Raw genomic sequence first — 22,622 nt, forward strand, 5'->3', positions numbered from 1 at the left:
GCTCATGGCCGGGCCATCCGCTCCCATCGCCCAAACTCGAACGTCGCCGCTGGCCACCCTGGGCTGGGGCTTCTACCTGGCCGTCTCGTGGACATGGGTCATCGGCATGATCCTGCCGGCGCTCATGCTGAGAGACTTTGGCTGGTGGGGTCTGGCGGTCTTCCTGGCGCCCAACGCCATTGGTGCGGCGGCGATGGGCACGGTCCTGCGAAACGGGGACGCTGCCCGGCGAATGCGCCTGGTACACGACGCGGCGATCCGCCGGTTTTCCATGGTCACGATCGCGTTCCACCTGTACGTGCTCGGCGCGATCGGCCTTGCGGTCGAGGGCTTCCACACCATCCCGGGACAACTCGGCGTGCTGGCATTCGGGGCCATCGCGGCGGTTGCATTCCTTGCCCTGCGGCGATGGCTGCTCACGGCCCTGCTCGTCTGGGCGGCCAGCGTCGGGCTCGGCGTTGCATACGCCATGTCCGCCGAGACCGGGTGGGCGATCGAATGGTCAGCGACGTCGTCCGGGCCTTCGCGTGACCTGTTGATGCTTGCGCCGGTCGTGGTGTTTGGCTTTGCCCTGTGTCCATATCTGGACGCGACTTTCTTGCGAGCGAGGGCCGCCACCGGCCCTGTGGCGGGCAAGGCCGCGTTCGCGTTTGGCTTCCTCGGACCGTTTGTCGTCATGATTGCGTTTACGGCCTTGTATGCAGGCGCAATCGTGTCCGGCCAGGCAACGGGCTGGGTACTCGTGCTGGTGCACTTGGCCCTGCAAGCCGGGTTCACGCTGGCCGTCCACCTGCGCGAGGCGAAGCTCTCGATCGCCGAGCGTGGCTTGACGCTTGGTCTGACGATCGCCGCGATGGCGGGTGCTCTGGCGCTGCCCGTCGGACCGATCGCCTGGGCCGACGGCATGCTGGCGTGGGAAGTGGGCTACCGGCTGTTCATGTCGGCGTACGGGCTCTTCTTTCCGGCGTACGTGCTGTACGCGATGATGCCCACGGCCCTGAATATGGGCCCCATGACCCGGGGCGCGCGGGCGGTGACCACGATTACGATGGCGACCGTTTTGCCGATGTACGCCCTGGGCTTCATTGCCCGAGAAGAGCAGTGGTTGCCGCTCGCCTTCGGGCTCGTTCTGGCGGGAGCGTTCGTCACGTTCATCATGCGACGCCGAGCGGCGGAGCAATCCGATGGCTGAAGCCCGCTTCCTGGCCGCGGCAGACCTGCACCTTGGCCGGCCGATCGCCAGCCTGCCAGAAGCGCTGCGCGATCGTTCGCGCGAGCTTGGGCCATTCGGGGCCCTGGAGCAGTTGATCGAACTTGCTCGCGACGAGAACGTCGATGCGGTACTGCTGGCTGGCGACGTGGTGGACGACGACGGGGCGTACTTCGAGGTGTTCGCCGCACTTCAAGGCGCGATATCGAAGCTCGATGGCATTCCACTGCTGGCTATCACCGGCAATCACGACGCGCGCGTCTTACCAAAACTGGCCGAGGCAATAGATGGCTTGACGCTGCTGGGTCTTGGCGGCGTCTGGCAGTCACGGATCATCAACACGGCGCTGGGCGGCGTGGAAGTGCTGGGCTGGGGCTTTCCGAGTACGCACTGCACCACGTCTCCATTCGAGGCGCCCCCACCGTCGCGTTCGGGCCCGCGCGTCGGGTTGCTCCACGGCGACCTCGACGCGACTCGAAGCGTGTACGCACCATTCACCAGCGCCGACTTGCGCGAGCACGCCGCCGATGCGTGGCTGCTCGGACACGTGCACAACCCATCTCATGAACGTCTGTGCAACGCGTCGCCCGCGGGGTATCTGGGCAGCGTTTGCGGGCTTGACCCGGGCGAGCCCGGGCCGCGCGGCGCATGGCTCGTGCGAATGGACGGCTCGGGCACCAGGCTGGACCATCGCCCGCTCGGCCCGATCGCCTGGGCGACCATCGAAGTCGATTGCCACGACATCCGTCCAGAAGCCCTCGATGGCGTACTGCGCGAGCGAGCCGAGCATGTCGCGGATGGTCTGGAGTCCGCACGGGCCGTGGGCGTTCGCGTGTCGCTGGCGGGCGAACACGCCGCGTGGCAGGCGTTGAACGCCCGGGCCGCGGGCATCGAGACGGGACACCCATGGCAGCACCGCGACAAGGCGGTGTTCATCGAAAGACTCGATGCCCGCGTGACGCCACCACTGCCACTGGAACGACTGGCCTCGGAGCGATCGGCGGCCGGTCGCATTGCCGGCCTGATCCTCGAGCTTCGGGCAGGCAAGGCCACGGAGGTTGTCGAGGAAGCGAGCGATCGCTTTGCGGCCATCGCGACCAACCGCAACCTGCGCCCGCCCGACCTGGGAGAGCACGAATTCCCGCTGCCCGACCCGCGCGAGACCCTGGAGCGGGAAGCTCGGCTCGTGCTCAGCGAAATGCTGGCCCAGCGTGAATCGGAGGATGGCTGATGCACATCGAGCGCATCGACATCCTCAGCAGCGTTGGCATCAATCCCGGCTTTTCGGTGCAGGGGTTCGATGCGCACCTGACGGTCATCGAAGGGCGCAACGAGTCTGGCAAGAGCACGCTGGCGGGCGCCATCCGCGAGTTGCTGTGGCCCGATCGACATCCAACGCTCCAAGCGCGTGGCACGTTCGTGGCAGGCGATCGCACGTTCCATGCGTTCGTTGATGCCCATGCGGGTGGCTGGCAGGGCGACCGGCCGGTCCTTCCCGATGCCAACGCTGGTCGGTGCCTCATCGTCGGCATCGGCGATCTCTGGGTCGAGGATCCGTACGATCAAGCCATTCGCCAAGCGATGATCCGCGAGTTGCACGGCGGCTTCGATCTCACGATCCTGCATGATGCAGCCGAGCCTCGCAACCCCACGGGCCCACGGCGCGACGCCCAGGAATGCGAGCGCGCCTTGTCGCGTGCCCGCACCGAGGCGCAGGCGCTGATTGCCCAGGAATCGAGGCTTCCGGACCTGCGTTCGAGTGCCGCCAGTTGTCGCAAGCGGGCCGCTCGCAAGGCGACGATCACCGACGCAATTGAGCGCATCGACGTGGTCGAGAAGCTCGGCCAACTCCGCAACGAACTTTCCGGAATTCCCGACGGCGCCCTGCGGGTGACGGGCGATGAAGACCGTCGGCTTCGGGACCTCCGGCAGCGCATTGACGAGGATGAGTCGGCCATCGCGCAGGAGCATGCCTCGGCTGCAAACATACGAGAACGATTTGAACGGCTCGGGCTTCCAGCAGATGGCGTCGATGCGAGCGACTTGCAGGCGCTCGCCGGCATCGAGAGCGACCTGGTGGGCCTCGAACGCCAGTTGAGCGAGGCACAGCGACGGGCAAGAGAACTGCAAGCCGAGATCGAAGCGGCGCCTCCGGCGTTGCGGACGTTCGACACCGAGACCCTCGCCCGGCTCGAGTCGGCACTGAACGCGGCGCACGAGGCTCGTGAGCGTCGGGCGCGCGATCTGGCCGCGGTCGAAGCCCCCGCTGCGACGAAGGTTCGTGCGCCGTCGCGATTGCCAGGGCTGCTGGCCGCGGTGGTTGTGCTCCTGTCGGGTCTGGCGGCTGCGTTCAAATCCGCCTGGATCGCCGCGGGGCTGGCCATCGTTGCGCTCGGCCTTTGCATCGCGGCGGTCGTGCGACGCCCCACCGCCAGTCATGACGCATCCGCCGGGATCCGCGAGCAGGCGGACCGTAGCAATCAGGCCTATCAGAAAGCGCTGCAGGCCGTGCGCGACATCGCCGGCGACGACGACACGCTGACCTCGACCCTGGCGATCGCAACGGCGGCGGACCGAGCCCGACGCCTCGATGCGGTTCGCATCGAGTTCCAGGGAGCCAAGGCAGGTGTCGAGTCGCTCGTCGAACAACGCGGCACGCTTCTGTCCCGGGCCAGCATGATTGTTTCCATCTACGGCATCGACGCGTGCGAAAGCGCAGAAGACCTAACAAGGGCGCGCACGGATCTCGATGCACGAAATCGCGAGCACCGGCAGCTGACCGAGGCCCTCGAGCAGGCCCGCCGGCTTGCCAACCAGTGCGAGCGGCGGCTCGATCAGGCCCGCCGGCAACGGGAAGACCTGCTGAGCCAGTTGGGATTGAGCGAAGACCGTCTTTCCGAGCTTGCCGAGTGGCTGCGATTGCGGGAGCGAGCGGGCACGCTGACCGATCAAATCCGCCGGGGCGAGGCTGTGCTGCAACGGCTGGACGCGTCGATCGCCAGCGCGCCCTCGCTGGCAGGCATGGATCGCGCCGCCCTGGAAGAAGAGCGCCAGGCATGTGAGGCCGCGGGCATCGAAGCAGACCGGTTGCACGCCGAAATCGGCGACATCGAGGGCCAGATCCGCACTGCGCGCGGCAAGGCCGACGTCGGTTCGGCATTGGCCGATCTCGAACGGGCGGCCGGGAGTGTCGTGGACGCGCGCGACGCGGAATGTGCCAAAGCGGCGCGACGGTTGATCCTCGAGCAGGCCATCGACGGCGTCCAGAGCGACGACCTCCCGGTGATCATCCGTCGTGCCGACACGCTGATGGCACGCTTCACGGCGCGGGCCTACGGCTTGCGAATCGAGCGCGGCCAGCCGGAGGTCTATGACTTGCGCTCGGGCCAGCACAAGCCCTATGAATCCCTGTCGACGGGCACGCGTGCCCAGGCGCTGCTCGCGATGCGGCTGGCCGGCGCCATCGACGCGGAGCAGCGGTCTGGTGCATCAACCCTTCCGCTCGTGCTCGACGAGCCGCTGGCGACGACCGACGACGTGCGATTCGAGGCCATCGCTCGCGCGGTGTTCGAACTGGCTCACGACGGACGGCAACTGGTCTACCTGACCTGCGATCCCGGCCATGCCGCCCGGCTGCAACGGCTCGCTCAAGATCAGGACGTGACGTGCACGCGCTTGAACCTGGACGAAATCCGCGGCCGACAAGCGACCCAGCACGTGCCGCCGGGAATGCTGCTCGAGCCCAAGGCCGGCCCCGACCCCGAGCGCATGTCGCGCGAGGCCTACCTCCGCGCAATCGGCCTGCGACCGCTCGATCCCTGGCGGGGCACGGCTGGCATCGACCTGTACTACGTGCTGCGGGACGACCTCCCCAGGCTGCACGCGCTGCGATTGCGCGAACTCTGCACCGTGGGTCAGGTGCTCGCGCATCCCGAATGGGCCAATGACCCCGAGGTCGCCCAGGCGTGCAGGATGGCACGACGGCTGGTGCGGGCATGGCGACGCGGCCGAGCGCGCCCGGTCACGACAAGCGACATCGTGGCATCGGGGGCGGTCTCGCCAACGTACGAAGCCCGCGTCGTGGAACTGAACGACCAGGCGGCCGGCTCTGCTCGCAAGCTCATCGACGCTCTCTCGAGGGGCGAAGCCAAGGGCTTCCGCAGCAACAAGATCGAACAACTGCAGGCGTACTTCGAGCAAGAGGGCCTGCTCCCGGACGGTGCCCCATTGTCCAGGGCGGAGGTGCTCGCAGAGGCGCTGCGGGGCGAAGTTATAGGGACTTCTGACCAGAGTAGTTCCCCGACGTTGCGATCGGCCACGGAGCTGTTGGACGCACTTGAGGCGGTGAATCGGACCGGCGATGAAGCGCTGGCCGACCAACGGGCGTAACCATCAGGAACCACGTACTCGATCCGCACCGGCCGTGGCCGGGCTGCGGGGACGTGGTACTTTGACACCGCGGGCTTGCCCGCGACCGGCTCCGTTCATGAGCAAAACCCGAACGCGGATCCGAACCGCTTCGGGCTCGTGCCCGTATCGAGCCAATCCAGGGAGGTATCGACATGCATTCGAAGATGGGACTCTTGCTGGCGTGCGGATTGGCGATCGGTCTGGCTGCGACGGGGCACGTCCATGCCGACCAGGCGTCGTCAACGCCCGCCGTGGCCGTGCAGCGGGCAGCGGACGATGCGCCCCCGACGCTGACCTTCAACGGGCGCCCGTTCCACGAGGCGGCCGGCTCGGTGCTCGATCTCGAGCAGGCGCGCGTTCCCGGCAGTGATGCCGTGCTTGTTTCCTGGAAGGAAGCGACTTCGCGCGGCCAGATCGGCTACAGCGCCATCTCGCTACGAGGCGAGCGGATCGACCGCGTGGCACCCAGCGAGAACACCATTCGTCTGCGGTATGCCGAGTTCGACCCCGACGTGTTCACGCCCGCCATTCCCGGCGAACTGGCGGCGGTCCCGGGCAATGATGCCTACATCGTGCAGTTCATCGGCCAGCCCGTGTGGGCGGCTGATCAGGCACTCGAGGCCGCCGGCGCCACGATCCTCCGCCCGCTGCACGACCACGCACGCATCGTGCGGATGGAGCCCGACGCGAAGGCAGCCGTCGAGGCGATGGGCATCGTCCGCTGGGTTGGCGCGTATCACCCGGCGTACAAGCTCGAAGAAGAGATCCTCCAGCCCCTGATGCTCGGTGGCACGTTTGCGGGTACGGCCTCGCGCTATTCCATCGAGTTGTTGACCGACGGCAATGCCGCCATGGACCGCATGGTGCGCATCATCGAGGGCATGGGCGCCACGGTTGAACTGACCGTGCCGCAGGTCGGCCGGCTCGAGGCCAACCTCACGCCCGCTCAGATCTTCTCGGTTGTTGCGGACAGCGACGTGCTGTTCATGGACCGCTGGCAGGCTCCCGAGACGGACATGAGCATCGCCCGCGCCATCGGCGGAGCAAACTACATCGAGGGCATCACCGGCTTCTCGGGCGAGGGCGTACGCGCCGAAGTCATGGACAGCGGCATCCGCCAGGATCACCAGGAGTTTTCGGCACGACCTCCGTTGATGCACACGAGTTCGAGCATCGACAGCCACGGCACCAGCACGTACAGCATCAACTTCGCCCAGGGCGCCTCGGGCGTTGCGCGGGGCATGGTGCCCGATGCGCAGGGAATCTTCGCGAGCTACAACTTTGCCGGCAACCGGTACTCGCACACCGCCCAGTTGATCAACCCGACGTTGCCCTTCCGAGCCGTCTACCAGTCCAACAGCTGGGGCAGCGGCCTGACGACCAGCTACACCACCAGCAGCAGCGAGATGGACCGGATCATCTTCGATCAAGACATCCTCATCACCCAGAGCCAGTCCAACCAGGGCAGCCAGCAGTCGCGTCCGCAGGCCTGGGCGAAGAACATCGTGTCGGTCGGCGGCGTGTTCCACCGCAACACGCTTTCCAAGTCCGACGATTGCTGGTGCGGCGGCGCAAGCCGTGGGCCCGCCTCCGACGGACGCATCAAGCCCGACCTGACGCACTTCTACGACTTCACCCGGGCGGCGACCAGCTCCAGCCGCACCGCGTACACCGAGTTTGCCGGCACCAGTGGCGCCACGCCCATCGTGGCGGGCCACTTCGGCCTGCTGTTCCAGATGTGGAGCGAGGGCGTCTTCGGCAACCCGACCTCGGGCGGCGACGTGTTCGATGAGAAGCCTCGCTTCACCACCGCCAAGGCCATGATGATCGCCTCGGCGGAACCATACAACTTCAGCGGTTCGAGCATCGCCAACGACAAGGCTCGCGTGAAGCAGGGCTGGGGCATGCCCGATCTGGCGGCGCTCTACGACAGCCGCGACAGCGCGTTCATCGTGAACGAAGACGACGTCATCCAGGAACTGGACGTGGCGACCTACCCGCTGAAGGTGGCCGCCGGAACGCCGGCTTTGCGCGCCACGCTCACCTGGGCCGATCGCCAGGGCACGACCTCCAGCACCGTGCACCGCATCAACAACCTGGATCTGCGCGTGACTTCGCCCAGCGGCCAGGTGTACTGGGGCAACGCCGGGCTGAACGCGGGCATCTGGAGCACGACGGGCGGATCGGCCAACACGGTCGACACTGTCGAGAACGTGTTCATCCAGAATCCCCAGGCCGGTACGTGGACCGTGGAGGTCATCGCCGCCGACCTGAACACCGACGGTCACATCGAGACGGGCACGCGCGATGCGGACTTCGGCTTGGTGGTGCTGGGCACCGACGGCCTGGCTGCAGCGTTCGAGCTTCCCTTCGAGGACGACTTCCCCGAACTCGCGCTCGACACCGAAAAGTGGATCGAGGTATCGGGCAGCGTGGCGCCGACGTCGCTGGGCCAGAACCCGCCGAGCGAGCCCTACAGCGTGCTGCTGCTGAACGATGCGACGATGGCCTCGACCCGGATCAACGTGCCCGCGTCGCTGCTGCCGTCCATGCCCGTCGAGGTCGCCTTCCACAGCCAGCATCGTGGAGTGGAGAGTGGCAAGGTGCTCGACGTGGACTACTACAGCGGCTTCTTCGGAGAATGGCGCGACCTGACCGAGATCGTGTCTGACGGCAACGATCAGTCGACCTTCGTCGCAAGCGCGACCGAGATTCCACTGGATGCTTACGGCGATGAGTTCCGCGTTCGCTTCGCGACGCCCGGGAGCGATGCCACCGACCAGTGGTACGTCGACGACGTGCGTGTCCGCGTCATCAGCGATGACCCGACCTGCCGGGCCGACCTGGATGGCGACGGCAATCTGACCATCTTTGATTTCCTGGAGTTCCAGAACCTGTTCGACCAGGGCGACCCGCTGGCCGACTTCGATGGCGACGGCGTCCTGAACATCTTCGACTTCCTGGCATTCCAAAACGAATTTGCGATGGGCTGCTGATTCCAACCGACATCACGCGATTCTTCGGGGCCCGGTCGCACAGCCGGGCCCTCTTTTCATGGCTCAGCCGAGATCGCCAGGCGGCGGCGCAATGCCTCGACCGCCGCGTCGATGTCACGCCGATCCTCGAGTTGCTCGATCGTCGCCTCGGCCTTGCGAGCGAACAAATCGAGTTGACGCCTGATCGCCGAGATGCGGTCCGGCTCATCGGTGCGGTCAGCCACCACCGCCAGACCCTCCACCAGAGCCCGGAGCGTGGCGACGTTTCCGCCAGCATTCTGCCGGATCTGATCGAAGGCGTTACCAAGCAGGGTCTCGAAGTCCGGCCGTATGGCGATGAAACGAACCTGTCCGTTCTCGGCACGGTACTTCGAGGGCATCTTCCGCCCGGCAATCTTGGCCATGATTGCCGTCAGGTGCTCCGTGCAACTGACCGCCGTCGTGGTGTCGTTGATCCCCGGGCTCAGGGCCTTGATAGCCATATCCACGATCTGCCGGATGCCATAGCTTGCGTCCTGCACGATCGTGCGCTGCCCGCCGATGACGAAGTACCCGTTGATCGTCTTGCGGGTCTCGTCGTCGGGTTCGGCGGCATTGGCGAGCGATACGAGCGGCGAACCCTCCACGATGAAGTGCCCGACGGGGCACTCCATGCGGACGACACACCCACGATCGCAAGCATGCTTCACCAGGCCGTCGCCATCCACGGATTGGAGGTAGCCCGTCTTGGGCGCTGCAATCGACCGCCACGTGGTGTCGTCGGCCGGCAGAGGCGGTCGCACGGCCTCGGCTGGCTGAGCAACACGCTCGGGGAACAGGCGGTCGACCGCCGCAAGCGTCTCGCTCGTGGCCGCAAGGATGATGTGCTCGGCCTGGATGGCCTGGGCGATGTGGTGGATGAAGAAGATCAGGCACGCGATGCCCACCAGCGCGAGCAGCACGGCGGCCAGGATCGCGAAGATCGGTACGAAGCTGTAGTCGTCGCCCTCGCTGATGGTCCTCAGCACCCACAGGCAATACACGAAGATGCCCACGAACGCGCCCAGGACGGCCTGGTTCGCCCGGTCGCGCATGAAGTTGCGCAGGATCCGGCTGGTGTACTGGCTCGACGCCAGGGTCAACGCGACGATGGTGATGCTGAAGGCAACCCCTGCGACGGAGATCATCGAACCGGCAATCGTCGCCAGCAGGCTGCGGGCCCCCGACGGCCCGACGGCGAAGAGCCGGGGCAGTGCCTCCTCGAACCGCTCGATCGGCAGGAGGTGATCGAGTTCGATCATCCCCTGAGCCAGCAGGATGGCCCCCAGCACGAACAGCGAGGGTACGAACCACAGGCTGGAGCGAAGGGCGTCCCAGAGCAGGCGAAGGTGTCGCATCGACGCAACGGTACACCGGCCGACCCACCGGATGAGGCCGCCGCGTTCATGCCAGCCGCAAACTTCCGCTCAACCGCTTGACTCTCCTGAGCCGATGGGGATCATTGAGCACATGAGCCGCCGCCACGCCATTTCGCTGAAAGCCAAAGCCAAGGGGAACAAACCCTCCGGCGACGGTCGCGTGCGCGTCCGCTAGATCCACCTTGCAATCGAAATCGCAAGGCTCGCCGGAACCCTTCCGGCGAGCCTTTTTCGTCGTGTCTTTCTGCATTTCTGAAGGAGCCTCAGCATGTCCCAGGTCACCACACCCACCACGCCCCCCACCACGCCGGCGCCCGAGACCATCACCGCCACCTGCCCCGAGTGTGGCTCGACCATCACGTTCGCCCGGGCGCCACGCCGCCACGAACTCGTCCGCTGCCCGGACTGCGGAGCCGAACTTGAGGTCACCGACGTGTCGCCCATCACGCTGGCGCTGGCCCCCGAAGTCGAGGAAGACTGGGGCGAGTAAGCACGACCCGAGCACCCGGAGCCCCGCCATGCATTTGACACTCCTACACACCCGCATCCGCATCGAAGAACGCCTGCTTCTCGACGAGTTCGAACGTCGTGGCATCGACGTCGAACTCGTGCACGCCGACGAGGCCGTCATCGACCTCACCCGGCAGCATGAGCCCGCCAGCGAACCCCACGTACTCCTGGACCGCTGCCTCAGCCATGCCAGGGCGTTCGCCATCGTGCGAGCCTACGAGAGCCGTGGCGCGATCTGCCTGAATCGATCGAGCGTCACGCACGCTTGCGGCGACAAGCTGCAAACGACACTCGCCCTGACCGACGCGGGGGTCCCCTCACCACGGACCGTTGCGGCGTTCGGAGCCGACGGGGCCGTTCGGGCAGCCGACGCGCTGGGCTACCCCGTCGTCATCAAGCCCTGCGTTGGCTCGTGGGGACGCATGGTGGGCCGATTGAATGATCGGGACGCGCTCGAGGCGGTGCTCGAACACAAGCTGGCTCTCGGCGGACCGCAGCACGGGGTGGTGTACCTCCAGGAGTTGGTGCGCAAGCCCGATCGCGACATCCGTGCGTTCGTCGTGGGCGGGCAGACCATCGCCGCGATCATGCGGCACAGCCAGCACTGGATCACCAATACCGCCCGTGGTGGACGCGCAGAGGGATTGCCCGTCACGCCCGAACTCGACGACATCTGCCAACGCGCGGCTTGTGCGGTGGGTGGCGACGAGCAGAGCCTGCTGGCCATCGACCTGATGGAATGCCCCGAGCGCGGCTTACTCGTGTGCGAGGTCAACTCAACCATGGAGTTTCGCAACTCGATCGACACCACCGGCGTCGATATTCCGGGACGGATCGTCGATCAGGTCGTGCGCGTGGCCGAAGCCCGGGCGGTGGTGGCGTGAGCGTTCGCGTCGGCATCATCGGAGGCGCGGGATACACGGGAGGAGAGCTCCTGCGACTGCTGACGATGCATCCTCACGCCACCATCGCCTGGGCAACGTCACGCGGCCGGGCCGGCTGGCCAATATCGGCCGTCCACCCGAACCTCCGGGGCGTACTCGATCTTTCGCTCTGCGACCCAGCGGATGTTGAACCGGTCGACGTCGTCTTCTTGTGCCTGCCGCACGGCGAAACGGCGGGCAACATCGAGGCATACGCAAGCCTTTCCCACCGCGTGATCGACTTGAGCAGCGACTTCCGACTTCGCAGCGCCGACTCGTACGAACGCACGTATGGCCAGGCCCACGCGGCGCCGGCGTGGCTCGATCGCTTCGTGTATGGATTGCCCGAGGCGCATCGCGAGCAACTCGCAGACGCCCGATACGTCAGCGGCGTGGGATGCAACGCCACGGCCATGAACCTGGCGTTGCTTCCACTGGCACGAGCCGGCGTGATCGATCGCGTCATTGCCGACGTCAAGGTCGGTTCGAGCGAATCGGGGGCCGAGCCGAGCGCCGCGAGCAATCACGCCGAGCGAAGCCACGCCCTGCGCACCTTCGCCCCGGTATCGCACCGACACGCGGCCGAGGTGGAACAGGCTTGCGGCACGTTTCCGCTGCACGTGACGGCGACGACCACGGATTTGGTTCGCGGCGTGCTCGCCACGTGCCACGTCCTGACCAGCCGTGAACTGACCGAACGCGACGCGTGGCAGCTCTATCGGGATGCGTATGCCGACGAGCCATTCGTACGCATGGTGAAGGAACGTCGCGGCCTGTATCGCCTGCCCGAGCCAAAGATCCTCGCGGGCACCAACTATGCCGACGTCGGCTTTGCCATCGAACCGGGCGCCAATCGCATCGTCGCGCTGTGCGCGATCGACAACCTGGGCAAGGGCGCCGCCGGCAGCGCCATCCAATCCATGAACCTGGCCTGCGGATTCGATGAAACCGCGGGCCTGACGTTTCCCGGGTTGCACCCGGTCTAGGAGCGCACGATGATCGTGATCAAGATCGGTGGAGCCGAGGGAATCGGCCCCCGGCACGCATGCGAAGACATCGCAGCGCTCGCTGCAACGGGCCAGCCCATAGTCGTAGTCCACGGTGGCTCTCATGAGACCAACCAACTTAGCGAGAGGCTCGGGATCGAGCCCCGCTTCATTACCAGTCCCAGCGGACACGCGAGCCGATACACCGACGAGGCGGCCATCGACGTATTCCAGATGGCCTGCTGCCGGCTGAATGCTCGCATCGTTCGCATGCTGCGTGAGATGGGCGTCGATGCCGTCGGCCTGAGCGGCATCGACGGCGGGCTGTGGGCCGCGCGACGCAAGGGCGCGATCCGGGCGATCGAGAACGGCGTCACCACCGTCATTCGCGACGATCACAGCGGAACGATCGAGCGCGTCGACTCGGCCATGCTCGAAGCCCTCTTGCGGCTTGGCAAGACGCCGGTGCTCTGCCCACCGGCCATCGGCCGGGAATGCGAGCCGTTGAACGTCGACGCCGATCGGGCCGCGGCGATGACGGCCGCGTCGCTCCGCGCCGACTCGCTCGTGATCCTCTCCAACGTGCCGGGACTGCTGCGCGCGTTTCCCGACGAGTCGTCGCTCATTCCCAGCCTGTCGCGAGGAGAGTTGGAGAGCGCCATCGAACTGGCCCAGGGTCGGATGAAGCGAAAGGTCATCGCCGCGGGCGAAGCAATTGACGCCGGTGTCTCGCGCGTTATCTTGGCCGATGCACGCCGGGAACGTCCGATCACGCATGCCCTGCAAGGGCAGGGGACATGTGTTACATGAACATCGTAAACGAACAGCACGCGATCGAACTGCTGCAAGACCTCGTGCGCACGGCAAGTCCGTCCGGACATGAACACGAGGCCGTCCTGCTGCTCGTGCAGCGCATGTCGGCCCTGGGCTTTCGCGCCGGCATCGACCCAGCCGGCAATGCCGTCGGCGTGATCGGAAGCGAGGCGCCCGACGCCACGGAGATCCTGCTGCTCGGACACATCGACACCGTGCCGGGCCACATCCCGATTCGCGTTGAAGATGGCGCGCTCTGGGGCCGAGGCTCTGTCGATGCGAAGGGCCCCCTTTGTGCATTCGCTGTTGCGGCGGCCACGGCGAAGATCGCCCAGGACACCCGCCTGGTTGTCATCGGCGCCGTCGGAGAAGAAACGCCTTCTTCGCCCGGCGCGTCGTACGCCCGCGATCACTACCGACCCGACGCGTGCCTGATCGGCGAACCCAGCGGATGGGAGCGCTTCGCCATTGGCTACAAGGGCCGCCTGATCGTCCGCGCGCTGTTCGAGCAGGCGGCGGGCCATTCCGCGGGTCCGGTCGGCTCGGTCGCCGAGGCCGCAATCGACTGGCATCGCCGAATGACATCGTCGATCGCAGAATGGAACATCGGCCACGAAGGGCTGTTCGAAACGATCCAGCCAAGCCTCCAGGCGTTCAACACCAATTCGGATGGCCTGCGCGACTCAGCGAGCCTCATCCTGGGCCTGCGTCTGCCCACGTGGGCGAAGCCCGAAGACATCGAGGCACGGATCCGCCGAAGTTCACCGGACGTGTCGCTCTCGTTCCACGGCCACGCGGCCGCGCACCGCGGCCCGCGCACGGGCGAAGTCCCCAGTGCGCTTTCGGCTGCCATCGGGTCGCTCGGCGGACGCCCCACCGCAACGGTGAAGACCGGCACGAGCGACATGAACACGGTTGCAACCACGTTCGGCTGCCCCATCGTGGCGTATGGCCCCGGGGACAGCACGCTCGACCATACGCCGCACGAACGCCTGGACCTACCCGAGTATCTTCGTTCCATCGAGGTACTGCGTCACGCGATCCCTCAAATCGCAGCCGCCTTCAGCCCCGAACGCTGTGCATCATGAGGCGCTTCATGTCGGCGACGGCGGCTCGGAAACCGGAGTAGATGGATCGACTCACGATCGCGTGGCCGATGTGTAACTCCTCGACGCCGGGAAGAGCTGCGATCGGTCCGACGTTGTGGTAATTCAGTGCATGGCCGGCGTTGAGCCGCATTCCCTTGGCCGAAATCTGTGCGCCCGTCTGGGCGACCGCCTCGAGCGCAGCGCTAAGCTCGGGCCGGCGAAAGTCGCCTCCACACCGCGCCCACGCGTGCGCATACGGCCCGGTATGAACCTCGCACACGTCAAAGCCCGCGGCGTGCGCCGCCTCGACCTGAGGAAGAGTCGGATCGATGAACGCGCTGACGATCAGGCCCGCGCCCTTCAGGCGTTCGACCACACCCCGCATGGCGTCAAGCTGACCGGCAACATCGAGCCCGCCCTCGGTGGTCACTTCCTGGCGGCCCTCGGGCACGAGCATCGCCGTATGCGGCTTGAGGTCGCAGGCGAACTCGATCATGGCGTCGGTCGCCGCCATCTCCAGGTTAAGCCGAACGTTGACGGTATCGCGCAACCGGCGCAGGTCGTGGTCCTGAACGTGCCGGCGATCCTCGCGGAGGTGGGCGGTGATGCCGTCGGCCCCGCCCAGTTCGGCTTCGTGCGCCGCGCGCACCGGGTCTGGCTCCACGCCGCGGCGAGCTTGCCGGACCGTGGCCACGTGATCGACGTTGACGCTCAGTTGCACCATGCCCAAGCCTATGCCCGGCGCGTCAGCGTTCGGCCTCGAAGCTCAGGCTCAGCACCGCCAGCGCCAGCACGTGCCGCCGATCAACCCAGGCCTCGGTCTCGACGCCTGAATCGAACGCGTCGGCGATCTCCAGGTGCATCGCGTTGCCGTCATCCAGCTTGTGGCCGGTGGCGACCACCCGGCCGCCCCGCTTGAACTCCATCCGCTTCCAGGGACCGCTGAACGCGAGCGCCAGCCCGATGGGCCCGGACACGAGCCCGCCCACCACGGACGCCAGGTTCAGATAGTCTCGAACGATGGTCACGGACAGTTCGGGCGCGGATCCCTCCGGCGCTGGCTCGTCCTCGGCCATCGCCACGCTCCACGCGTAGAGCGCGCCGGCGAGGTTCGAGGCCTTGGCCGCCTCCGCGGCGGCTTGTTCATCGTCGCTGGGCGGCGGCGGCTCGATGGCTTCGAAGCCACGGACCCTCCACTTCCCAAGTCGTCGCGAGACGTCGCCGAACATCCATCCACGCTCGTCCCGCAGCGCATACCACGATTGCTGGCCGCTGCGCTCGGAGAGCACCATCAACGGTGGGCGATCGAGCCCGCCCGGTAGATCGTCGTGGAAGCGATACTCTCGCGTGGGCTGGGCCATCAGCACGACCACGAGCCCGACCAGGCCCACGGCAACGGCCATGGCGAAGCCCAACAGCGGCGGCAACCCGATGCCCACCGGGATGAGGAACGCCAGCGCGATCGTCAGCAACACGCCCGCAAGCACCACGAAGAAGCGGGCTCGGTTCACCCGTGGGCGCACGGCCAGCAACAGACGAACCGTCGAGTCCCGCACGCCGATGCGGATTCGCTCGCCGGCCTGATCCTGGACTCGGACCAGCAGGAACTCGTTTCCATCGACCAGCAGGTCGAGCCCGTCGACCGGCGGCACGAGTTGCACTTGGCCGGTGGTCGCCATGGCCGCGTGTTCAGGCCGGGCTGGCCGAACGGTTCATCCCGATCAGGGCTTCGTTGGTCTCGAAGCGCTTCAGGGCGCCCAGGAGTTGCTCGATCTGCTGGGGCGGGGGCATTGAGAGAAGGCGACGCCGAAGGGCGTTGACCGTCTCGAGTTCCTGCTTGGGCATGAGCAGGTCTTCCTTGCGCGTGCCGCTGGCAGCCAGGTTGATCGCCGGGAACAGCCGGCGCTCGGCCACCTTGCGGTCGAGGATCAACTCCATGTTGCCGCTGCCCTTGAACTCCTCGAAAATTACCTGGTCGCCTTGCCCACCGGTGTCAACCAGCGCGGTGGCGATGATGGTCAGCGAGCCCGCTTCCTCGGTCTGTCGGGCCGCGCCGAAGATCTGCCGCGGCACTTCCAGCGCCTTGCTGTCGATACCGCCGCTGAGCGTGCGACCGCTGCTCGAATACTCACGCGAGCGATTGAACGCCCGGCCGAGCCTGGTCAGCGAGTCGAGGATGATCACCACGTCCTTGCCCAGTTCGACCAGCCGCTTGCACCGCTCCATCGTCACCGTGGCGACCTGGATGTGCCGCTCAGCATCGTGGTCGGCGCTCGAGGCCACCACCGTCACGCGGGAACTGTCCCAGGGGCGATCGGGATCGCCGGGCCCATGGCCGGTCAGCGAGCGGCGGAAATCGGTGACCTCTTCGGGACGCTCATCAACCAGCAGGACGAACAGTTCGGTGTTCTCGTGGTTGTGGAGGATGGCGGTGGCGATGTCCTTCAACAGCGTCGTCTTGCCGGCCTTGGGTGGGCTCACCACCATCGCACGCTGCCCGAAACCGATGGGACAGAACATATCGACCAGCCGGCACGATGCAGGGCAGCCTCGATATTCGAGTTGCATCCGCGGGCTCGGATCGACCGTGGTCAATTCCTCGAACGGCGTGGGCTGCGGAGCGTCATCGGGGTGCACGCCCTCGATGCTGATCACGCGCTCTGCGAGTGGTGCTTTCGCGCCGCGGTTGTCTTGCGGGCGTCGATTGCGACGGTTCCGGTTTCGCCCGCCGCCTTGGCCATTCTGGCCCACGGTGGCCTGCTTCTCGCCCAGGCGCACCTCGACCTGCATCCCGGGCTTGAGCCCGAAGCGATCGACGAGCGATCGCGGCAGGATTGGGTCGTCATCGCGGAATTGCACGGTATCGCCCGCCAGGGGCCGAAGCCGGACATCCCCGCGCCGTGGTTGGTCCACCAGGCCGGAAAAGGTCGTCATGTTGTCCATCATCCGCTGGATCCACGCGCTAGAGAGCCAGACGAGGCTCCGCTCGCGCAGATCGGCTTTCTGTGGTATCGGTCCGCCGGGGGGCAACGCTTTGGGCCGCTCGGCGTGACCGGCGTATCAGAGGCTTCCAGAGCCTCGATGTCAATCCAACCGCGTTGAGCAATCGGGCATTCCCAGCCCGCGGTGCCCCATCGCACAGATACGCATGGCCAGCCCCACCGGATTCGGCTATGCTCGGCGTTTGCAGGGTGCGGGGTTATCGGTAGCCCGCCACGCCACCCCCGCCTCACCCTTCCGGAGCCCATCCCCGCCATGGAGGTCCTTCGCGGCATCGCGGTTTCGCCCGGGCTGGTCATCGGCCGCATCTTCCTCTTGGAAGACGAGGACCGTCGCGTAGTCCGCCGGTTCACCCCCGCCGCAGGTTCGGACGAGGAAGCCGCCCGGGCCAAGGCCGCGCTGGAGGCCTCGGTCGCCGACCTTCAGGACGTCAAGCATCGCGCCGAGAAGGAGATGGGCGAGGAGGCCGCCAAGATCTTCCTCTTCCACATCGGCGTGCTCCAGGACGCCTCGCTGCGCGGCCCCATCTTCGAACGCATCGAGAACGAGCACATGGCCGCCGAGCATGCCGTCGAGGTGACCTTCGGCGAGTGGGCCAGCAAATTCTCGAAGATGGGCGACTCGGCGTTTACCTCCAAGGTCGACGATCTCGAGGACCTTCGCAATCGCGTGCTGGGCCACCTCATGGGCGAGCACAACCGCACGCTGGACGAACTCAAGCATCCCGCCATCGTGGTCGCCGACGACCTCACGCCTTCCCAAGCCGCGGGCTTCAACCGCGAACTGGTCCAGGCGTTCGTCACCGACCGCGGCGGACGCACCAGCCACACCGCCATCGTCGCACGGGCCCTGAACATCCCGGCCGTGGTGGGCCTGCGCGACATCGCGCGCATCGCAGAAGAAGACACCACCATCATCGTCGACGGGCTCGAGGGCGTGGTCATCCTCGACCCCACCGACGAGCAACTCGATCGCTATAAGGAACGCCAGGTCCGCATGGAGCGGCGCCAGACCGTGTGGAAGGAGCAGGCCTCCGAGCCCAGCATCACCACGGATGGCCAGCACGTCCGCCTGCTCGGCAACATCGAGTTTCCCGACGAAATCTCCCACGTGCTGGAGGTGGGCGGCGAGGGCATCGGCCTCTATCGCACCGAGTTCCTCTACCTCACCAGCGACACGGAGCCATCCGAGGAAGAGCACTATCAGGCCTACGTTCGCTGCATCCGCCAGCTCGAAGGGCGCGAGTTGGTCATTCGCACGGTCGACCTTGGCGCCGACAAGTACACCCAGCACAGCTTCGAGCTTCCCGAGCGCAACCCCTTCCTGGGCAACCGCTCGATCCGCTACTGCCTGAGCAACCTGCCGATGTTCAAGCGCCAGCTTCGCGCGCTGTTGCGAGCGAGCGCCGAAGGGCCGCTCAAGATCATGTTCCCCCTGATCACGACGGTGCAGGAACTCCGGCAGGCCAAGGCCATCGTCCGCGATGTGATGGAAGACCTGGAGGAGGAAGGCGTGCCCTTCGACGCCGACGTGCCCATGGGCATGATGGTCGAGGTGCCCGCCGCCGCCGTCATCGCCTCCAGCTTCGCCCGCGACGCGGCATTCTTCAGCGTGGGCACCAACGACCTGGTCCAGTACACCCTGGCCGTCGACCGCACAAACGAGCGGGTGGCCGACCTGTTCACCGCCATGCACCCGGCCGTCCTCAGGCTGGTCCGGGACGTCATGCGGGGGTCCAAGAGCCGGCAGATCCCCGTCTCCTGCTGCGGCGAATCGGCCGCCGAGCTCGATTTTGCCGTCTTGCTGATCGGCCTGGGCGTGCGTACCCTCTCGGTGGGTTCGTACTCGATTCCGCAGGTCAAGCGGCTGGTGCGGAGCGTTTCCGCAGAGGAATGCACCCGCATCGCCCGGCGGGCCCTCTCGCTCGAATCGCCGTCGGACGTCACCGCGTACGTCCGAGAGCGTGTCCGCAAGGTCATGCCCGGCGTCTTCGATTCGGGGGAGGATTAGTCTCGATCCATCGGCGAGAACCGCCGATAAGACTCTTGGCGGGCCCAATTGGGGCCTCAGGCCAAACCCCACCCCCACGAGGGCCGTAGATGTTCGTGGGACCGGTTGGGGCGCTTGATGAATCGCGCAACGACGGCCCTTGCACCCGCCGCGAGCCACTGGTCCCCGGCGGAGACTTGAGACAGATAACTTCGACGCCCGCCAGAGGCCGCGGATTGGCCAGGCCCGGCCGGCGTCCACCAGGCACGATCGACTCCGATCACTGCCGTTCACACATTGCGGAGCACGCCGAAGTGACCCCCCGAACCCCTCTCGCAGGCCCGACCGCCGCCCATGGGTGTGGCGTCGCCGGCCGCGTGGCGGTGGCGGGCGGCCCGGCACTCCCTGCACGAGAGCGTCCACATCATGGCACGAAAGCCCAGCACCTCCGACAACGGATCGACCTCCAAGGCTGACTCGACCGACACCGATACGACGAATACCTCCAAGAAGTCCTCCGGCAAGAAGTCCTCGCGCGGCTCCTCGGGTCGCGGCCGCGGTCGCTTCCAGAGCGATGCCATCGAGTCCAGCGGCGGCGCCCCTGGCGCGTCCCGCATGCTCGTCAACTACATCCCGGGCGACGAGTGCCGAATCGCCTTCGTCGAAGACGGCAAGCTCGAGGAATACCACGCCGAGCCAACAGCCTCGACCAGCCGCGTCAACAACATCTACCTGGGCGTGGTCCGCAACGTCAACACCGCCGTGCAGGCGGCGTTCGTCGACTTCGGGCTCGAAGAGCACGGCTTCCTGCACACCACCGACGTCCACCCCCGCTACTTCCCTAAAAACGAGGACGCCGCCGAGCGTGTGGGCATCAAGACCCCCCGCCGCGACCGCCCGCCGATCCAGAAGTGCTTCAAGCCGGGTGACCGCATCATGGTCCAGGTCTTGAAGGAAGGCGTGGGCACCAAGGGCCCCACCCTCACCAGCTACATCTCCATCCCGGGCCGATACCTGGTCATGATGCCCGGCATGGACAACGTGGGCGTCTCGCGCAAGGTCGAGGACGAGGACACCCGCCGTGCGATGCGCAAGGTGCTCGACCAGCTCGACCTGCCCGAGGGCTTCGGCTTCATCCTGCGCACCGCTGGCATGGAGCGCACCAAGACCGAACTGAAGCGCGACCTGGCCTACCTTAAGCGCCTCTGGAGCGACATGGAGAAGCGCCAGAAGAGCAAGAAGGCGCCCCAGGCCCTGTACGCCGAGAGCGACCTGCTCCTCCGTGCCCTGCGAGACCTTGCCGGCACCGAGGTGACGGACATCATCATTGATGATCCGGGCGCGCTCGCCCGTGCCGAACGCTTCATCAAGATCGCCTCGCCCCGCAGCCGACCCCAGCTGCGCCAGTACACCGGCCAGGCGCCGATCTTCGCGGCCTTCGGCATCGAACAGCAGATCCACAACATCCACTCGCGCGAGGTGCCGTTGCCCAGCGGCGGGCGGCTCATCTTCGACGAGACCGAAGCGCTGGTGGCCATCGACGTCAACAGCGGCCGCAGCCGCAGCGCGCGAGACGCCGAGAGCAACGCCTTCAACACCAACATGGAAGCGGCCGACGAGATCTGCCGCCAGCTCCGCCTGCGTGACATGGGCGGCCTGGTCATCAATGACCTGATCGACATGCGGCACGCCAGCAACCGCAAGGCCATCGAACAGCGATTCGCCGAGCGACTGGGCCGCGACAGGGCCAAGAGCACCATCCTGCCCATCAGCGAGTTCGGCCTGCTCCAGATGACCCGCCAGCGCATGCGCTCCAGCCACGAGCGCACCCACTTCGCCGAGTGCCACCTGTGCAAGGGTCGCGGCGTCATCCGCCGGCCCGATAGCGTCGCCGCCGAAGCACTGCGCGATCTCTCGCTCATCGCCAGCTACGAGAAGGTCGCACGTGTGGAGATGGTCGTCTCGGCCCAGGTCGCCAGCCACCTGCTCAGCGGCCGCCGCAAGCAGCTAAGCCGCATCGAGCGTGTCAGCGGCGTGATTACCGAGGTCCGCGTCAGCGAGAACATGGCCGCCGAGCGCTTCGTGCTTCACGCCTACGACAGCAGCAACAACGACATCAACATCGAGAAGCTGCCCAAGCTGCCCGAGCCCGAGCAGTTCCTGGTCGAGGCACAGGGGCTTACCGAGACCGATGCCGGGCTGGCCGAATCCGTCGAGGGACACGACACCGAAGCCGACCGGTTCGACGAAGAGGTCGATGACGTGCAGGCCGTCCAGGCCCACCCGATCGAACTTGACGCCGACTTCGACGATCAGGAAGAGGGCGAGGAACGCAGCGGCCGTCGCCGGCGCCGGCGGCGGCGTCGCCGCCGTGGTGGCGGTGGTGACGAAGCCTCGCAGCAGGAAGCTGCCCGGTCACACGATGACGACAGCGAAGATGACGAGAACGTCGAACCACAGGACGAACGACGGGCCGACGCCGACGAGCGCAACGCACACGAGCGAGAATCCGACGATGAAGACCGTCCGCGCCGCCGCCGCCGACGTCGCCGCCGTGGTGGGCGGGGTCGCTCGGGCGCCGACGCACAAGGCGGCGACCGCCGCGAGAGCGACGATCACGAGGAGGCGCGCGAGCCCGATTCGCTCGCCCGCCGGCTCGCCAGCGCCCTTTCCACGCCCCTTCCCGAGTCACACGCGGAAGAAGAAGCAGACGAGGACGAAGCGCCGGAAGGCCGCCAAGACGACGAAACTCGCGACGAGCAGCACGACGAGCACGACGAAGATCGGCCCCGCCGGCGTCGTCGGCGCCGCCGTCGCCGGGGCGAGCGTCGCGACGACGAGGCCTCGAGCGACGCCACGAACGTCGATGAGTCCGAGGCAGAATCGGTCGAGCCGGTCGCCGAGTCCGACGAGCCATTGGATCAAGACGAATCGGACGAGCAGGAGTCCGATCGCCCTCGCCGCCGACGCCGGCGCCGCCGTGGCGGACGCAACCGCGATCGCGCCGAACACGTCGAAGAAGCCGGCGAGATCGAGGACGCCGAAGAGGCCCACGAACACGACGAAGACGAAGCGGCGGAGGAAGACGAAGCCCCGACCGTCGAAGTCGTTGCCTCGCACGAGGAGCCCGAGCCCGAGCCGGCCGGCATGATCGAGCCGCGTCCCAAGCGTGGCCGCCGTTCGCGTCGCGAAGACGACGAGGGCGACCAGACCGACGAGCCCAAGGCCGAGCAGAAGCCCCGCCCGCGGTTCCTCTACTCGGCCCATCGCCGGACCAAGCCCGGCGGCCCGGGGGCCTGA

Annotated in this window: 15 protein-coding genes; 11 read left to right on the forward strand and 4 right to left on the reverse strand. The window is 66.8% G+C overall.

The window, feature by feature from the left end; translation table 11 throughout:
* The first annotated feature begins 4 nt into the window (after positions 1–4).
* The 4 genes from RIE32_05560 to RIE32_05575 all read left to right on the forward strand — a co-directional run bounded on the left by RIE32_05560 (position 5) and on the right by RIE32_05575 (position 8,616).
* On the forward strand, positions 5–1,192 hold the full coding sequence (locus RIE32_05560) for a hypothetical protein (GenBank protein MEQ9095712.1): 1,188 nt from the start codon (positions 5–7) through the stop codon (positions 1,190–1,192).
* Positions 1,185–2,441, forward strand: coding sequence for a DNA repair exonuclease (locus RIE32_05565; GenBank protein ID MEQ9095713.1), 1,257 nt, complete (start codon positions 1,185–1,187; stop codon positions 2,439–2,441). Before RIE32_05560 ends, RIE32_05565 begins: the two co-directional genes overlap by 8 nt.
* Positions 2,441–5,599, forward strand: coding sequence for a hypothetical protein (locus RIE32_05570; protein ID MEQ9095714.1), 3,159 nt, complete (start codon positions 2,441–2,443; stop codon positions 5,597–5,599). The genes RIE32_05565 and RIE32_05570 overlap by 1 nt, the downstream gene beginning before the upstream one ends.
* A 173-nt stretch (positions 5,600–5,772) precedes the next feature.
* The gene (locus RIE32_05575; GenBank protein MEQ9095715.1) at positions 5,773–8,616 is read left to right on the forward strand and encodes a GC-type dockerin domain-anchored protein; all 2,844 of its coding nucleotides are present in this window, start codon (positions 5,773–5,775) and stop codon (positions 8,614–8,616) included.
* A 56-nt stretch (positions 8,617–8,672) separates the two neighbouring features.
* Here RIE32_05575 and RIE32_05580 read toward each other — a convergent pair whose 3' ends face one another.
* Positions 8,673–9,992 (reverse strand): DUF2254 domain-containing protein, encoded by a 1,320-nt coding sequence (locus tag RIE32_05580; protein MEQ9095716.1) that lies wholly within the window; start codon positions 9,990–9,992, stop codon positions 8,673–8,675.
* A 289-nt stretch (positions 9,993–10,281) separates the two neighbouring features.
* On the opposite strand from RIE32_05580, the gene lysW reads away from it, so the two are divergent.
* From lysW to RIE32_05605, 5 genes are read left to right on the forward strand one after another with little or no spacing between them, the layout of a single operon-like run.
* Positions 10,282–10,503: a lysine biosynthesis protein LysW gene (lysW, locus tag RIE32_05585; protein MEQ9095717.1), complete on the forward strand. Its 222-nt coding sequence runs from the start codon at positions 10,282–10,284 to the stop codon at positions 10,501–10,503.
* Between the two features lie 28 nt (positions 10,504–10,531).
* Positions 10,532–11,407 (forward strand): lysine biosynthesis protein LysX, encoded by an 876-nt coding sequence (lysX, locus tag RIE32_05590; GenBank protein MEQ9095718.1) that lies wholly within the window; start codon positions 10,532–10,534, stop codon positions 11,405–11,407.
* Positions 11,404–12,432 carry an N-acetyl-gamma-glutamyl-phosphate reductase gene (gene argC, locus RIE32_05595; GenBank protein ID MEQ9095719.1) on the forward strand — a complete coding sequence of 343 codons (1,029 nt, stop codon included), beginning with the start codon at positions 11,404–11,406 and terminating at the stop codon, positions 12,430–12,432. Before lysX ends, argC begins: the two co-directional genes overlap by 4 nt.
* Positions 12,433–12,441: 9 nt before the next feature.
* Positions 12,442–13,242, forward strand: coding sequence for a [LysW]-aminoadipate kinase (locus RIE32_05600; protein ID MEQ9095720.1), 801 nt, complete (start codon positions 12,442–12,444; stop codon positions 13,240–13,242).
* The gene (locus tag RIE32_05605) at positions 13,239–14,333 is read left to right on the forward strand and encodes a [LysW]-lysine hydrolase (protein MEQ9095721.1); all 1,095 of its coding nucleotides are present in this window, start codon (positions 13,239–13,241) and stop codon (positions 14,331–14,333) included. Before RIE32_05600 ends, RIE32_05605 begins: the two co-directional genes overlap by 4 nt.
* Here RIE32_05605 and RIE32_05610 read toward each other — a convergent pair.
* From RIE32_05610 to rho, 3 genes are read right to left on the reverse strand one after another with little or no spacing between them, the layout of a single operon-like run.
* Entirely contained in the window at positions 14,308–15,057 is a 750-nt protein-coding gene (locus RIE32_05610; GenBank protein MEQ9095722.1) for a pyridoxine 5'-phosphate synthase, read from the reverse strand. The genes RIE32_05605 and RIE32_05610 overlap by 26 nt on opposite strands.
* A gap of 22 nt (positions 15,058–15,079) precedes the next feature.
* Positions 15,080–16,012 (reverse strand): hypothetical protein, encoded by a 933-nt coding sequence (locus tag RIE32_05615; GenBank protein MEQ9095723.1) that lies wholly within the window; start codon positions 16,010–16,012, stop codon positions 15,080–15,082.
* Between the two features lie 10 nt (positions 16,013–16,022).
* Entirely contained in the window at positions 16,023–17,267 is a 1,245-nt protein-coding gene (gene rho, locus RIE32_05620; GenBank protein ID MEQ9095724.1) for a transcription termination factor Rho, read from the reverse strand.
* A 321-nt stretch (positions 17,268–17,588) separates the two neighbouring features.
* Between rho and ptsP the strand changes: the two genes are divergently transcribed.
* A complete protein-coding gene (gene ptsP, locus RIE32_05625; GenBank protein MEQ9095725.1) occupies positions 17,589–19,343 on the forward strand; it encodes a phosphoenolpyruvate--protein phosphotransferase in 1,755 nt (584 codons plus the stop codon).
* 405 nt (positions 19,344–19,748) lie between these two features.
* Positions 19,749–22,622, forward strand: coding sequence for an Rne/Rng family ribonuclease (locus RIE32_05630; GenBank protein ID MEQ9095726.1), 2,874 nt, complete (start codon positions 19,749–19,751; stop codon positions 22,620–22,622).

The organism is Phycisphaerales bacterium, assembly GCA_040221175.1.
Taxonomy (GTDB): Bacteria; Planctomycetota; Phycisphaerae; order Phycisphaerales; family UBA1924; genus JAHCJI01.

Bases quoted from the DNA above. Each gene is read 5' to 3' on its own strand.
- RIE32_05575 (MEQ9095715.1), top strand. From the start codon at position 5,773: ATGCATTCGAAGATGGGACTCTTGCTGGCGTGCGGATTGGCGATCGGT.
- ptsP (MEQ9095725.1), top strand. From the start codon at position 17,589: ATGGAGGTCCTTCGCGGCATCGCGGTTTCGCCCGGGCTGGTCATCGGC.
- RIE32_05560 (MEQ9095712.1), top strand. From the start codon at position 5: ATGGCCGGGCCATCCGCTCCCATCGCCCAAACTCGAACGTCGCCGCTG.
- RIE32_05570 (MEQ9095714.1), top strand. From the start codon at position 2,441: ATGCACATCGAGCGCATCGACATCCTCAGCAGCGTTGGCATCAATCCC.
- lysX (MEQ9095718.1), top strand. From the start codon at position 10,532: ATGCATTTGACACTCCTACACACCCGCATCCGCATCGAAGAACGCCTG.
- RIE32_05580 (MEQ9095716.1), bottom strand. From the start codon at position 9,992: ATGCGACACCTTCGCCTGCTCTGGGACGCCCTTCGCTCCAGCCTGTGG.
- RIE32_05630 (MEQ9095726.1), top strand. From the start codon at position 19,749: ATGGCACGAAAGCCCAGCACCTCCGACAACGGATCGACCTCCAAGGCT.
- rho (MEQ9095724.1), bottom strand. From the start codon at position 17,267: ATGACGACCTTTTCCGGCCTGGTGGACCAACCACGGCGCGGGGATGTC.
- RIE32_05615 (MEQ9095723.1), bottom strand. From the start codon at position 16,012: ATGGCGACCACCGGCCAAGTGCAACTCGTGCCGCCGGTCGACGGGCTC.
- RIE32_05605 (MEQ9095721.1), top strand. From the start codon at position 13,239: ATGAACATCGTAAACGAACAGCACGCGATCGAACTGCTGCAAGACCTC.
- RIE32_05600 (MEQ9095720.1), top strand. From the start codon at position 12,442: ATGATCGTGATCAAGATCGGTGGAGCCGAGGGAATCGGCCCCCGGCAC.
- lysW (MEQ9095717.1), top strand. From the start codon at position 10,282: ATGTCCCAGGTCACCACACCCACCACGCCCCCCACCACGCCGGCGCCC.
- RIE32_05565 (MEQ9095713.1), top strand. From the start codon at position 1,185: ATGGCTGAAGCCCGCTTCCTGGCCGCGGCAGACCTGCACCTTGGCCGG.
- RIE32_05610 (MEQ9095722.1), bottom strand. From the start codon at position 15,057: ATGGTGCAACTGAGCGTCAACGTCGATCACGTGGCCACGGTCCGGCAA.